At 69.6% G+C, this 12,738-nt stretch carries 13 protein-coding genes; 7 read left to right on the forward strand and 6 right to left on the reverse strand.

The annotated features are described in order from the left end of the window. The 3 genes from flgA to ACPUER_RS34640 all read left to right on the forward strand — a co-directional run. The coding region (flgA, locus tag ACPUER_RS34630) for a flagellar basal body P-ring formation chaperone FlgA (protein WP_425133316.1) at positions 1-698 on the forward strand (698 nt) is incomplete at its 5' end. A 118-nt stretch (positions 699-816) separates the two neighbouring features. After that, positions 817-1,146 carry a flagellar biosynthesis anti-sigma factor FlgM gene (flgM, locus tag ACPUER_RS34635; protein WP_175963350.1) on the forward strand — a complete coding sequence of 110 codons (330 nt, stop codon included), beginning with the start codon at positions 817-819 and terminating at the stop codon, positions 1,144-1,146. A gap of 77 nt (positions 1,147-1,223) precedes the next feature. Further along, entirely contained in the window at positions 1,224-1,664 is a 441-nt protein-coding gene (locus tag ACPUER_RS34640; RefSeq protein ID WP_072437544.1) for a flagella synthesis protein FlgN, read from the forward strand. Between the two features lie 49 nt (positions 1,665-1,713). Here ACPUER_RS34640 and ACPUER_RS34645 read toward each other — a convergent pair whose 3' ends face one another. Further along, the gene (locus ACPUER_RS34645; RefSeq protein WP_425133317.1) at positions 1,714-3,564 is read right to left on the reverse strand and encodes a M24 family metallopeptidase; all 1,851 of its coding nucleotides are present in this window, start codon (positions 3,562-3,564) and stop codon (positions 1,714-1,716) included. 599 nt (positions 3,565-4,163) lie between these two features. On the opposite strand from ACPUER_RS34645, the gene ACPUER_RS34650 reads away from it, so the two are divergent. Beyond that, entirely contained in the window at positions 4,164-4,964 is an 801-nt protein-coding gene (locus tag ACPUER_RS34650; protein WP_310135574.1) for a cupin domain-containing protein, read from the forward strand. A gap of 46 nt (positions 4,965-5,010) precedes the next feature. Here the strand turns inward: ACPUER_RS34650 and ACPUER_RS34655 are convergent, their stop codons facing one another. The 4 genes from ACPUER_RS34655 to ACPUER_RS34670 form a co-directional block, all read right to left on the reverse strand. After that, positions 5,011-6,252, reverse strand: coding sequence for a multifunctional CCA addition/repair protein (locus ACPUER_RS34655; RefSeq protein ID WP_425133318.1), 1,242 nt, complete (start codon positions 6,250-6,252; stop codon positions 5,011-5,013). Next, entirely contained in the window at positions 6,249-6,896 is a 648-nt protein-coding gene (locus ACPUER_RS34660) for a glutathione S-transferase family protein (RefSeq protein WP_175749021.1), read from the reverse strand. The genes ACPUER_RS34655 and ACPUER_RS34660 overlap by 4 nt, the downstream gene beginning before the upstream one ends. Positions 6,897-6,960: 64 nt before the next feature. Continuing rightward, positions 6,961-7,920 (reverse strand): complex I NDUFA9 subunit family protein, encoded by a 960-nt coding sequence (locus ACPUER_RS34665; protein WP_425133319.1) that lies wholly within the window; start codon positions 7,918-7,920, stop codon positions 6,961-6,963. Positions 7,921-8,266: 346 nt separating this feature from the next. Beyond that, positions 8,267-10,219, reverse strand: coding sequence for a transglycosylase SLT domain-containing protein (locus tag ACPUER_RS34670; RefSeq protein ID WP_310135583.1), 1,953 nt, complete (start codon positions 10,217-10,219; stop codon positions 8,267-8,269). 8 nt (positions 10,220-10,227) lie between these two features. Here ACPUER_RS34670 and ACPUER_RS34675 point away from each other — a divergent pair, with 8 nt between their 5' ends. Further along, positions 10,228-10,836 (forward strand): 5-formyltetrahydrofolate cyclo-ligase, encoded by a 609-nt coding sequence (locus ACPUER_RS34675; RefSeq protein WP_425133320.1) that lies wholly within the window; start codon positions 10,228-10,230, stop codon positions 10,834-10,836. 74 nt (positions 10,837-10,910) lie between these two features. Here the strand turns inward: ACPUER_RS34675 and ACPUER_RS34680 are convergent, their stop codons facing one another. Further along, positions 10,911-11,423 (reverse strand): winged helix DNA-binding protein, encoded by a 513-nt coding sequence (locus ACPUER_RS34680; protein WP_175963342.1) that lies wholly within the window; start codon positions 11,421-11,423, stop codon positions 10,911-10,913. A gap of 148 nt (positions 11,424-11,571) precedes the next feature. On the opposite strand from ACPUER_RS34680, the gene pxpB reads away from it, so the two are divergent. After that, positions 11,572-12,228 (forward strand): 5-oxoprolinase subunit PxpB, encoded by a 657-nt coding sequence (gene pxpB / locus ACPUER_RS34685; RefSeq protein ID WP_425133321.1) that lies wholly within the window; start codon positions 11,572-11,574, stop codon positions 12,226-12,228. Beyond that, the coding region (locus ACPUER_RS34690; RefSeq protein WP_425133322.1) for a biotin-dependent carboxyltransferase family protein at positions 12,225-12,738 on the forward strand (514 nt) is incomplete at its 3' end. The genes pxpB and ACPUER_RS34690, both read left to right, overlap by 4 nt.

Below are 12,738 nucleotides of genomic sequence, written 5' to 3' on the forward strand. Positions count from 1 at the left end.
CACCGGCGGCGTCCCCGGCGGCTTCCGCCAACCCGGCCCAGGCGGCCCCCGCGGCCCAGAGCGCGACGCCGCCCGGCCAACAGGACCCCGACTCGATCCGGCGCGCAGCCCTCGCGTTCCTGCAGCAGCAGATCGCGGGCCTGCCCGGCAAGACCACGGCGACAGTCACGACCGCGTTTCCGCGCGGGCTCGCCGCGTGCACGACGCTCGAGCCGTTCCTGCCGACCGGCGCGCGCCTGTGGGGCCGCACGACGGTCGGCGTGCGCTGCGCGGGCGAACGGCCGTGGACCGTCTACCTGCAGGCGAAGGTCGCCGTGCAGGCCACCTATTACGTCGCCGCGCGCCAGATCGCGCCCGGCGAGCCGCTGGGCGCGGCCGACCTGGTCGCGCGCGACGGCGACCTGACGGTGCTGCCGCTCGCGGTGATCACCGATCCGGCGCAGGCGGTCGGCTCGACCGCGCTCGCGCGCATCTCGGCCGGGCTGCCGCTGCGGCAGGACATGCTGAAGAGCGCGGCGTCGGTATCGGCCGGCCAGACGGTGCGGGTCGTCGCGGCCGGCCCCGGTTTCACGATTTCGGCCGAGGGCAGCGTGCTCGCGAATGCGGCGCCCGGCCAGTCGGTGCGGGTGCGGATGGCGGCGGGCCAGATCGTCACGGCAATCGTCAAGGACGCCGGCACCGTGGAAATTCCGCTGTAGGGACGGATCCCGCCGCAAGATTGCAAAGAATTGTTTATTCGGAGAATTTCGGGCTCACGATGCTAAAGTTCGGGCCGACCCGGCCGTTATCTGGGTCAAACCGTACAGGAAAGCCATCGTGAAGATCGATTCCACTCCGAAACCGAGCCCCCTCGCGCCGACCGGCAACGGCGCGGCCCGTGCACAATCCGGCGCGGCCCAATCGTCCGCGCAGGCGGCCGACGCAGGATCGACCGGCGGCGACGCGACCGTGAACCTGTCGGGTCTGTCCGGCCAGTTGCGCTCGGCATCCGCGTCCGGCAACGCCGATATCGACACGGGCCTGGTCCAGTCGATCAAGGAAGCGCTGAACAACGGCACGCTGACGATCGATGCGAACAAGATTGCCGACGGCGTATTGAACACCGCCCGCGAACTGCTGCAACAGCAGCGCCCGCAGGGCAGCTGAGCCGGCCGCCTCGCGGCCGGTCCCCCCGGTTTGCCGGCGCGCCGCACCCCGCGCTCCGGCGCGACGAGCATGACGCGATGAGAGAAGAGCTGCTGGCCACGGTCAACGACGAACACGCGACGGTCGAGGCGTTCGCGTCCCTGCTCGCCTACGAGGAAAAAGCGCTGACGACGGCGGAGCCGCTCGACATGCTGCCCGGGATCGTCGAGAAGAAGAGCGAGCTGATCGACCGGCTCGCGCAGCTCGAACGCACGCGCGACACGCAGCTGTCCGCGCTCGGCTTTGCGTCGGGCAAGAAAGGGATGGACCAGGCCGCCGAGCGCGATGCACGCCTCGCCGGCCGCTGGCAGTTGCTGCAGCAGGCCGCCGAACGCGCGCGCCAGGCCAACGCGAACAACGGGATGCTGATCCGGATCCGGATGGACTACAACGAGCGCGCGCTCGCGGTGCTGCGCTCGGCGCCCGCACCGGCCGGCGTCTACGGCCCCGACGGGCGCGTGTCGGCGCTGACGCGCTGACGTCGCGCCGCGCGGCCGCCCGACGGCCGCGCGCCTGCCTTGCCCTTCCTTACAACAGCGGACACGCGGTGACCTGCGTGCCGCGCGCCACGCACAGCCGCTCGTAGTCGCGCAGGTACGCGCGCTCGTCGTCGTCCAGCAGGTCGAGATCGATCAGGTCCCAGTCGTAGCCGACCGTCACGATGTTCTCGAACGTCACCGTATCCGGCTGCGCTTCGTCCGGCCGGATGATCACGATGTTCTCGATCCGCACGCCGCCCTTGCCCGGCACGTAGATGCCCGGCTCGACCGAAATCACCGCATTCGGCACCAGCCCGTATTTCGCGCCCGGCGCGAAACGCACGCCGCCTTCGTGCACGTGAATCCCGACGCCGTGCCCGGTGCCGTGGCCGAAGTCGTGGCCGTGATCGCGGCACACCTGCCGCACGAGCGCATCGACGTCGCCGCCCGTCGCCGAGGCCGGGAAGCGCGTGACGAGCCCCTTGATGCAGGCCTTCAGCGCGACCGTGTAGATCTCGCGCTGCCACGGTTGCGCGACCGTGTCCGCGCGCGTGCGGCGCAGCACGACGCGCGTGCAGTCCGTCGCGAAGCCGGCTTCGTAGTACGCACCGCTGTCGAGCAGCACGAGTTCGCCTTCCGTCAGCTCGACGTCGGCGCTCGCCGCCGTGTAATGCGCGAACGCGCTGTTCGCGCCGTTCGCCGCGATCGACGGAAACGTCAGCGCGACCGCCGAGCGCGCGCCGTACGCGTCGTTGATCGCGCGCGCCAGGTCGTATTCGGTGTGGCGTGCGCCCGGCTCGCCGCTCTTCGCCCAGCGCATCGTCTCGGCGATCGCCGCGGAGCTGCGCGCGAACGCGTCGCGGAACCGGTCGAGCACCGCCGGCGTCTTCGCGGCCCGCATCGCCTCGACCGGATTGAAGTCGGCATGCCGCGCGTGCGGCCACACGCGGCTGACCGCGTCGACGAGCGCGCAGTTCACCGATTCGAAGCCGTAGCACACGTGATCGACCGCGAACTGCGCGAGAAAGCGCTCGAGCGCCGCGACGTCGCGCCGGATCACGTGCAGCGCCGGATACGACTCGAGCGCGACTTCGCAGCGGTCGCAGCCTTCCGGCAGGAACAGCGCGACCTCCCCGCCGACCGAGAACAGGAAGCCGAGATGCGACGATGCATTCGGGATGTGATAGCCGCGGCTGTTCAGCAGATACGCGAGATCGTCCGACGCGCAGGTGAAGAACGCGGTCCTACCGTCGGCCGCGCCGGTATGCGCGGCGAGCTTGCGGTTCAGCGTGTCGAGGTTCTGCGCGACGCTCAGGCCCGTCATCGATTCCGGCAGCTCGAAGATCGGCCGCTCGACGACCCAGCCCGGCAGCGCGATCGCGCGGTCGATCTCGCGATCGGCGAGGCTCGTCCAGTCGAGCACCGCGGCCTGCGTCTGCTCGAGCAGCCGGTCGCGCTGCGCGACGCTGATCCGCAGCCCGTCGTAGCCGACCCGCGCGAGCCGGCTCGCATGCGCGACCAGCCAGTCGGCCATCGCCTGCCAGATCGTTAGGTTCATCCCGAGCTTCTCGATGCGCACGCGCGCCGGATCGCACTGCTGCTCGGCCTGCAGGTGATAGCGGCCATCGACGAACAGCACGAACGGCGGCACGCCGAGCACCTGCGCGGTCTCCGCGCTCAGGAAGATCCCGCAGCCGGCCGAGCCGTCGAAGCCCGACAGCGCGTAGCGCGGGTTATTGCTGCGCGGCAGGTACTCGGTGACGTATTCGTCCTGCGACGTGACCACCACCGCGTCGAGCCGCGCGGCGTCGAGCAGGCGCGACAGGCCGGCCTGCGTGTCGGCGACGGACGCGTCGTACGGGGGAAGGCCGGAGAAGCTGTATTTCAGTCGATCGATCATCGGATGCCCACGTTATCCATTGTTGTCGGCGGCCGGCGGCGTGACGCGGCGGGGCGCATGCCTGAAGCAGGCGTGTCGCGACACGGCGCCGATGGTCGGGCGACGCGCGGCACTGCACGTCGCCGGGCCGCTGTGCAGTGCCAGCGGCAGGTCCGCGGAAATTTTTGTCTCACTTAACTTTGTTTGATGCGCGCGACAGAATCTAGAGCACGCTGAAATTGAGGTCAAGCCAAAATTTTCGTAGGACTAAAATCGGCGGCACGGTTCCGCACGCAGGCGCAACGTGGCCTCGCCCGGCGACACCGCGCGGTACAATGCGCCGGCATCGTCGTCCCGACGGCCGTGCTTCGTGCGATGCGCGGAAAGCAACGCCCCGGCGACTGCACCGCCCCTCCGGCAACGCACGTCCCCCTGTTTGGGAAAAATCATTCGTGGGGCTGGCCACCAGAAGGGCCGAGCACGGCGTCATGCTCCTCGCGAATACGTCGAGTATTCGCTTCGTCGCATTCCTTGCGCTCGGTCCTTCTGGTGGCCAGCGCAAGCCCGTTATTAGCGGGAACAGGCCCTTGCCTCCCGACTCGTTGCCACGAAAGAGATTCATGGATTCAGACCTCATGCGTATCGGCCAGCGCATTCGCCGCCTGCGCCGGGAAGCGAAGAAGACGCTGCTGGAAGTCGCGACCGAAGCGAAGCTGTCGGTCGGGTTCCTGTCGCAGGTCGAGCGCCATCTCACGGGTATCTCGCTGTCGTCGCTCGTCAATGTCGCGAAGGCGCTGGGCGTGCCGCTCGGCGCGCTGATCGACCAGCCGCGCCAGGCGCAGCCCGATTCGCACGAAGGCAGCCGCAAGCCGTACGCGGTCGACAGCGCGTCGCAGTGGTACGAACGGCTGTCCACCACGTTCGACGGCAGCCAGATCAACGCGGTCAAGGTGCAGATGATGGAAGGCTACCGCTCGGAATGGGTGTCGCACGGCGGCGACGAATTCGTCTACGTGCTGACCGGCCGCATCTGCTACACGGTCGGCAAGAAGGATTACCCGCTGGCGCCCGGCGACTCGCTGCACTTCGACGCGCGCAAGCGGCATCGCGTCGCCAACGTGGGCGACGGGCCCGCCGAACTGATCGTGGTCGGCACGCTGCCGCTGTTCGACGACAGTTGCGCCGAATTCGTGTCCGCGACGATGGAAATCAGGCAGCCCGAGCCCGGCGTGCGCATTGCGCCGGGCGAGCCGCGCGCGAGCCGCCGCGAACCGGCGCCGAAACGCGGCCGCGACGCCGATCCGGCACGGCCGGCCGGCGCGGCGGAAAAGAAGGCCACGGCCAAGCCGCGCGCATCCGCCGGCAAACGTCCGGCGGCCGCGACCCCGGTGCGCAAGGCAGCCGCGCGCAAGAAGCCGTAACGGCTGGCGGGCGCGCGCCGCCCGCCCCTTTCATACCTGCCCCGCCCTATTCGCCGATCGCGAGCGCCTGCGCGACGGCCTGGATCCGCGCGCGATGCACGGCCTCCTTGATCTTCTCCGCTTCGCTGCCGATGCCGCGCGCGATCGCGCCGGCATCGACGCTGCGCGCGGCCGCGAGCGCCACGCGCAGCCGCTCGGCCTGCGGATACGGCTGCGCGTCGAGCCCGAGCCGCCCGCGCGCATCCGATTCGCACGCCTGCAGCATCTCGGCGAAACGCGCCGGCTTGCGCAGCGCGTCGCTGCGCTCGAACAGCCGCACCAGCGCGGCCGCGCCCATCTCCATCACGCGATGCAGGTTGCCGTGCTCGCGTGCGACCACGAGCGCGAGATCGCGGCAATCGTTCGGCACGCGCAGCCGCTCGCACAACGGCTTGAGCAGGTCGACGCTGCGGCCCTCGTGGCCGACGTAGCGCGGCAGCACGTCCGCCGGCGTCGTCGCCTTGCCGAGATCGTGCGTGAGCGCCGCGAAGCGCACCGGCAGCGAATAGCCCTGCTTCGCCGCGTAGTCGACGACCATCATCACGTGCACGCCCTTATCGACTTCCGGATGGTAGTCGGCGCGCTGCGGCACGCCCCACAGCGCATCGACCTCGGGCAGGACGCGCGCGAGCGCGCCGCAGTCGCGCAGCACCGCGAACATCCGCGACGGCTTCGCCTCCATCAGCCCGCGCGCGATTTCCTGCCACACGCGCTCGGGCACCAGCGCGTCGACCTCGCCCGCGTCGACCATCCGCCGCATCAGCGCGAGCGTTTCGTCGGCGACCGTGAAATCCGCGAACCGCGCGGCGAAGCGCGCAACGCGCAGGATCCGCACCGGATCCTCGACGAACGCGTCGCTCACGTGCCGGAACACGCGCGCACGCAGGTCGGCCTGCCCGTCGAACGGGTCGATCACGGGCCCGACCAGCGCGCCCTCCGGGCTCACCTCGCGCGCCATCGCGTTGATCGTCAGGTCGCGCCGCGCGAGATCCTCGTCGAGCGTCACGTCCGGCGCGTAATGGAACTGGAAGCCGTGATAGCCGGCCGCCGTCTTGCGCTCGGTGCGCGCCAGCGCGTATTCCTCCTGCGTGTGCGGATGCAGGAACACCGGAAAATCCTTGCCGACCGGCCGGAAGCCCTGCGCGGCCATCTGCTCGGGCGTCGCGCCCACCACCACATAGTCGCGGTCCTGCACGGGCACGCCGAGCAATTCGTCGCGAATCGCCCCGCCTACTGCGTAGATGTTCATGGCTGCGGCTCGTATTCGGCGATCACATTGGTCTCGCGGCGCGCGGCGTCGATCCACCGCTGCACCGCCGGCAGCGCCGTCACGCGCGCCGCGTAGCCGGCCGCGTCCGGCGACAGGCCCGGCTCGTACGTGTTGAAGCGCATCACGACGGGCGCGTACATCGCATCGGCGATCCCGAACTCGCCGAACAGGAACGGCCCGCCCGACGCCTCGAGGCACGCGCTCCACAGCGCGTCGATGCGCGCGACATCGGCGAGCGCGTCGGGCGTCGCGCCGCGCCCCGGCATCGACGCGCGCACGTTCATGCCCATCTGCGTGCGCAGCGCCGCGAAACCCGAATGCATCTCGGCCGCGATGCAGCGCGCATGCGCGCGTTCGAGCGGATCGGCCGGCCACATCGGAAACTGCGGATAGCGCTCGGCGAGCGTCTCGGCGATCGCGAGCGAATCCCAGATCGCGACGCCGTGGTCGTCGATCAGGCACGGCACCTTGCCGGACGGCGAATACTCGAGGATGCGCGCGGCCGTGTCGTCGCGGCGCAGCTCGACCGCGATCTCGTCGAACGGGATGCCGAAATGCACGAGCAGCAGCCACGGACGCATCGACCACGACGAGTAGTTCTTGTCTCCAATGACGAGTTTCATGACGGTGTTCCGGAAAACGCGAAGGTGGAAAGGAAGAGGCCGAACGACCGCATCCCGGCCGCGCCTAGCGGCGCGAACGGAACCAGTCGAACCGCGACCGCGCCGCGGCCTTGCCGAGATACGCGGGCGCAATGCTTTCGAGACTCGCGGGCGAGATTCCGAGTTCCGGCGCGAGCGGCCCCGACAGCACGTTCGGCACCGACATCGACGCGAGATTGTCGCGCGTGAGTACCGGTTCGCCGGGCAGGCATTCGAACACGCTTGCCTGCAGCCGCGCAAGCGCGTCGGACAGCCGCACGATGCGTGCCTGCCTGCCGACCAGCGTGCCGCAATAGCGCACCAGTTGCTCGAGCGTATAGACGGTCGGGCCGCCGAGTTCGTAGGTCTTGCCGTGCGCGGCCGCGAGATCGAGCGTGTTGACGAACGCGCGCACGACATCGCCGACGAACACCGGCTGGAAGCGCGCGTCGGGCATCGCGAGCGGCAGCACGGGCACCGTGCGCTGCAGGTTCGCGAACGTATTGAGGAATGAGTCGCCGGGGCCGAACACGACCGACGGGCGGAAGATCGTCAGCTCGAGCGAATCGGTCGCCGCGATCGCATGCAGCGCCGCTTCGCCGTCGCCCTTCGAGCGCTGGTACATGCTCGCGCCGTGCGAATCGGCGCCGAGCGCGCTCATGTGCAGCAGGCGCCGCACGCCGACCTCGGTGCACGCGCTCGCGAGCGCGGCCGGCAGCGCGACGTGCGCGCGCTCGAAGCCGGGCCCGTACGGCGTGCCGCGGCCGCCGTGCAGCACGCCGACCAGATTGATCGCCGCGTGCGCGCCGGCGACGCAGCGCGCGAGCGTGCGCGTGTCGAGCGCTTCGAGCTCGACGATCTCGACCGGCAGCATCTGCAGATGGCGCGCGTGGTCGCGCCGCCGCGTGCCGATCCGTACCTGCTTGCCGGCGTCGATCAGCGCATTGACGAGCCGGCTGCCGATGAAGCCGGTGCCGCCCAGCAGCACAACGGTCTGGCGATCCATGTTCGACACTCCTGGGCCTGTTCACGCTAATAACGGACTTGCGCTGGCCGCCAGAAGGGTCGAGCGCAAGGACTGCGACGAAGCGAATACTCGACGTATCCGCAAGGAGCATGACGCAGCGATCGGCCCTTCTGGCGGCCAGCCCCATTTATGACTTTTTCCCGGTCAGGGGAACGAGCCTTGCCGGCCGCATTGCGGCGTCGCGCGTCGCTTGTCCGGCTCGGCCAAACGGCGCTCCTTGCTTCTTGCACCGCGGCCGGCAACGCACGTTCGCAAGTCCGTTATTAGCGTGAACAGGCCCTTAAGAACACTGCCGCGTCTCGCGCGGCAGTGTGAAGATTGCGGATCAGGGCGAGATCATGCCTAGACGTTTCTTCAACGACTGCGGCTTGCCCTCGAAGAGCGCCGCGTAGTAGACGGTGTTCGACAGCACGTTCTTCACGTAGTCGCGCGTCTCGTTGAACGGAATCGTCTCTGCGAAGATCGCGCCTTCGACCGGCTGCGTCAACACCTGGCGCCACTGGCGCGGCCGGCCCGGGCCCGCGTTGTAGCCGGCGGTGGCCAGCACCGGCGAGCTGTCGAAGTTGTTGTAGATGTCCGCCAGATACCAGGTGCCGAGCTGGATGTTGGTATCGATGTCGTGCATCTGCGCGCGCGTGATCGTGCCCATGCCGAGCTTCTTCGCGACGAGCTGGGCGGTGGCCGGCATCAGCTGCATCAGCCCGCCCGCGCCCACCGACGAGCGCGCGCTCGTGATGAAGCGCGACTCCTGGCGGATCAGCCCGTACGCCCATTCGATGTCGAGGCCCGTCGACTGCGCATAGCGCTCGACGATGTTGCGGTACGGCGACGGGTAGCGCAGCGTGAAGTCGTGCTCGGCCTTCGTGCGGTCGGCCGTGTTGACCGTGCGGTCGAGCAGCTCGACGCGCTTGCCGTACTCGGCGGCCGCGAGCAATTGGCGATCGGTCATCCCGCGCAGCGGCCAGTTCCATTCGCGGTTGCCTTCGAGGCGCAGGTTCAGCGCGTAGAAGCGCTGCGCGAGCGCGAAGCCAGGAATCTTGCCCATCGCGTCGATCTCGGCGTCGCTCACCTTCGTGCGCGGCGGGACCGTCGTGCGCTGGCCGAGCTCTTCGCCGGCGAGCTGCCCGTAGAAGTTGAACTGGCCCGCGACCTGCTCGAATTCCTGGTTCGCCTGCAACGTGTCGCCGCTCTGCTTGAGCGCGCGCGCATGCCAGTAGATCCACGCCGGATCGCTGCGCAGCGACGGCGGCATCTGCTCGATCGACCAGCGCACCATCGGCCAGTTGCCGGCGAGCAGCGCGGCGCGCGTGCGCCATTCGTAGCCCGGGTTCGACAGCGGTGCATTCGCGGATTTCGCGTACCAGACCGACGCGAGCGGCGAGCGCTTGATCGCGCCCTGGTAACCGATCGCGCCCCATGCGATCGCCTGTTCCTGTTTCGTGAGCGAGCCGGCGACCGACGTCAGCATCCCGGCGGCCGCGTCCGGATCGTTGCGCGCCATGCGGCCGAGCGCGATCAGCGCGAGCTGGTGCGACGTCGCGTCGGGGCCGACGCCGCGCGCGAGGTACAGCGGCGGCGCGCTCGTCGCCTGGTCGAAGGCGACCGGGCGCGGGCCGAGCGCGTCGACGATCTTGCCGCCGAGCGTCGTGTAGTTCTGCTCGTACGCGAGGCGCGCCTGCTGCCACACGTCGTCGCTCGTGAACTGCTGGTTGACCGTGAGCGCGGTGATCAGGTCGACGCACGCGTCGCCGTAATTCTTCGGCTCGACGAGCAGCGCGCGCGCCGCATCGGCGACGTTCTCGCCGCGCGCCGCGCGCGATTCGAGCGCGTAGCACCTGACCTGCGTGTCGTCGTCGAGCACGAAGCGCTTGTATTGATCGTCGAAGCTGCGCCAGTCGTGGCGCGCACCGAGCACGAGCAGGTAGTCGTTGCGCAGGCGGTCGGCGATCGCCTGGCCGTCGTAGCGCTGCAGGAACGACTGCACGGGCGCGTCCGGCGCGTCGACGCGCGCGCGGCCGGTCGAATCGAACAGCTGCGGCTTGATCTGGAAATACTCGACGTAGGACGGGACCGGATAGTTCGGGATCATCGACGCAAGCTGTGCGGCTTTCGCGGCATCGTTGCGGCGTGCGGCTTCGCGAAGCTGCACGAAGATCTGGTCATCCCCGGCGACCGTGTCGTCGCCCGGTGCGGCGCACGCGGCCGTGCCCGCGACGAGCGCGGCCGCCGAAAGCGTCAGCGCGACCGCGCGATATACTCGGAAAAGGCTGTTCGACATCGTTTTGAATGGAGCACGAATTGAGCGAAAGCATAGCACGCCACCCTGTGCCGAACCCGAAGGTTGCACTGCGCAAAACGCTGTCCGGCGCGCGTCGCGACGCCGCATCGCAGCCCGCCGCGAACGCCGCGCTCGACGCGCGGCTGCGCACGCTGCTCGACCGGCTCGCGCCGCGCACGGTCGGGTTCTACTGGCCGCTGCCGGGCGAATTCGATGCGCGCGACGCGGTGCTCGCGTGGTGTGCGGCAGGCGCCGGCCGGCGCGCCGCGCTGCCCGTGATCGGCGAGCGGCACACGCCGCTCGCGTTCCATGCGTGGGACGCGCGCACGCCGATGCGCGAAGGCCATCACCGGATTCCGGAACCGGCGGCGGGAATCGTCGTCGTGCCCGACCTGCTGCTGATTCCCTGCGTGGGATTCGATCCGCAGCGCTACCGGCTCGGCTACGGCGGCGGCTACTACGATCGCACGCTCGCCGCGTGGCCGGGCGACACGCTGCCGGTGACGGTCGGCATCGCGTATGAAGCGTGCCGCGTCGACGCGCTGCCGGCCGAAGCGCACGATCTCTCGCTGCGCTGGATCGTGACCGACGGCGCGCTCTACCCGGCCGCCGGATGACGCGGCGCGCGGCGCCACGGCCGTCGCCGCACGCCCGTCAGCGCAACGCCGCGCGCAACACTTTCCGCAATCGTTTACAGCGACGCCGCCGCGCGTGCGGCCGTGTCGTACAGGCCCGATGCGTGGCGCAGCAACTGCGCCGCGTCGCCGATCTGCTCGTTGGTGAGCCCGCTGTCCTTCAGCGTCTCGATCAGGCAGTGCTCGCGCACCTCGCGATACTTCAGGCACAGGTCGCGGCCCGCGTCGGTCGCGAAGAAGAACACTTCCTTGCCGTTTTTCTCGCTCTTCACGTAACCGCGGGCGATCAGTTTTTTCAGCGCATAGGTCGCGACGTGCGTATCCTCGATATTGAGCACGAAGCAGATGTCGGCGAGCTTCTTCTTGCGTTCGCGATGGCTCACATGATGCAGCAGCGACACCTCGACCGCCGTCATGTCCTTCGCGCCGGCCGCCGACATGCAGCGCACCATCCAGCGGTTGAACGCGTTGCCGGCCATGATGAGCCCGTATTCGAGCTCCGACAGCTCCACGCTCGAATCGGAAACGAGGTGTTCGGATGACACGATCTTGGTCGGAGAACGCTTCATGGAAAGGCGGCGCAAGCAGGATGTCAGGGTGTGCCGAGTGTACGTCAGAAGCCCCGGTATACGGGCTAGGCGAAAACGCTTATTGGTAAGTTATCGATATCTTGTTGACAATGTGCGCTAACATTGCCGTCCGAACCGTGCCAGTCCGATGACGCAACCCCGCTTTTATCCGCTCGGCGATGCCGCCCTCGTCTGCGAGGTGCCGCCGCCCGCCACGCTCGATTGCCAGCGCCGCGTCTGGGCCGTTGCCGAGGCCGCGCGCGCGTGGCCCGACGTGATCGACGTCGTGCCGGGCATGAACAACCTGACCGTCGTGTTCGACCCGCTCGCCGCGACGGCCGAGTCGCTCACGCCGGCGCTGCGCGACGCGTGGGAGACGGCCGACGTCGAGCACGCGGACGGCCGCGACGTCGAGATCCCGGTCGAGTACGGCGGTGCCGCCGGCCCCGATCTGGCGGCCGTCGCCGCGCACACGGGCCTGTCGGCCGACGAGGTCGTCGCGCGCCACGCGGCCGGCGAATACGTCGTGTTCTTCATCGGCTTCCAGCCGGGTTTCGCGTATCTCGGCGGCCTCGACGCATCGCTGCACACGCCGCGCCGCGCGGCACCGCGCCTCGAGGTGCCGGCCGGCTCGGTCGGCATCGGCGGCGCACAGACGGGCATCTACCCGGCCACGTCGCCCGGCGGCTGGCAGTTGATCGGCCGCACGTCGCACGTGCTGTTCGATCCGGCGCGGCCGCAGCCGACGCTACTGCTGCCCGGCGACCGCGTGCGCTTCACCATTGCAGGAGTCGACGCACGATGACCCAGAGCAACGCACCGGGCACCATCGAGGTGGTGCGGGCCGGCCCGCTGTCGACCGTGCAGGATCTCGGGCGCCGCGGCGCGCGCCATCTCGGCGTCGCGCAGGGCGGCGCGCTCGACGGCCTCGCGCTCGAGGTCGGCAACCGGCTCGTCGGCAACCGCTCCGACGCGGCCGCCGTCGAGATCACGATCGGCCCGACCGCATTCCGCTTCACGCGCGCCACCCGCATCGCGATCACCGGCACCGAGTTCGGCGCGACGCTCGACGGCCGGCGCGTGCATTCGTGGTGGAGCCTGCCGGTCGAAGCCGGGCAGATGCTCGTGCTGCCGGCCGCGAAACGCGGGATGCGCGGCTACCTGTGCATCGCGGGCGGCATCGACGTGCTGCCGATGCTCGGCTCGCGCAGCACCGATCTCGCGTCGCGCTTCGGCGGCCTCGGCGGCCGCACGCTGCGCGACGGCGATCGGCTCCCGGTCGGCGTGCCGCCGGCCGGCGCGGGCTGCCTCGCGG

This window comes from Burkholderia sp. DN3021, assembly GCF_049805555.1.
Classification (GTDB): domain Bacteria; phylum Pseudomonadota; class Gammaproteobacteria; order Burkholderiales; family Burkholderiaceae; genus Burkholderia; species Burkholderia pyrrocinia_C.

Excerpts from the sequence above, each read along its gene's own strand:
- ACPUER_RS34645 (WP_425133317.1), bottom strand. The coding sequence starts at position 3,564 with ATGATCGATCGACTGAAATACAGCTTCTCCGGCCTTCCCCCGTACGAC.
- ACPUER_RS34670 (WP_310135583.1), bottom strand. The coding sequence starts at position 10,219 with ATGTCGAACAGCCTTTTCCGAGTATATCGCGCGGTCGCGCTGACGCTT.
- ACPUER_RS34660 (WP_175749021.1), bottom strand. The coding sequence starts at position 6,896 with ATGAAACTCGTCATTGGAGACAAGAACTACTCGTCGTGGTCGATGCGT.
- ACPUER_RS34665 (WP_425133319.1), bottom strand. The coding sequence starts at position 7,920 with ATGGATCGCCAGACCGTTGTGCTGCTGGGCGGCACCGGCTTCATCGGC.
- ACPUER_RS34655 (WP_425133318.1), bottom strand. The coding sequence starts at position 6,252 with ATGAACATCTACGCAGTAGGCGGGGCGATTCGCGACGAATTGCTCGGC.
- ACPUER_RS34650 (WP_310135574.1), top strand. The coding sequence starts at position 4,164 with ATGGATTCAGACCTCATGCGTATCGGCCAGCGCATTCGCCGCCTGCGC.
- pxpB (WP_425133321.1), top strand. The coding sequence starts at position 11,572 with ATGACGCAACCCCGCTTTTATCCGCTCGGCGATGCCGCCCTCGTCTGC.
- ACPUER_RS34680 (WP_175963342.1), bottom strand. The coding sequence starts at position 11,423 with ATGAAGCGTTCTCCGACCAAGATCGTGTCATCCGAACACCTCGTTTCC.
- ACPUER_RS34640 (WP_072437544.1), top strand. The coding sequence starts at position 1,224 with ATGAGAGAAGAGCTGCTGGCCACGGTCAACGACGAACACGCGACGGTC.
- ACPUER_RS34675 (WP_425133320.1), top strand. The coding sequence starts at position 10,228 with ATGGAGCACGAATTGAGCGAAAGCATAGCACGCCACCCTGTGCCGAAC.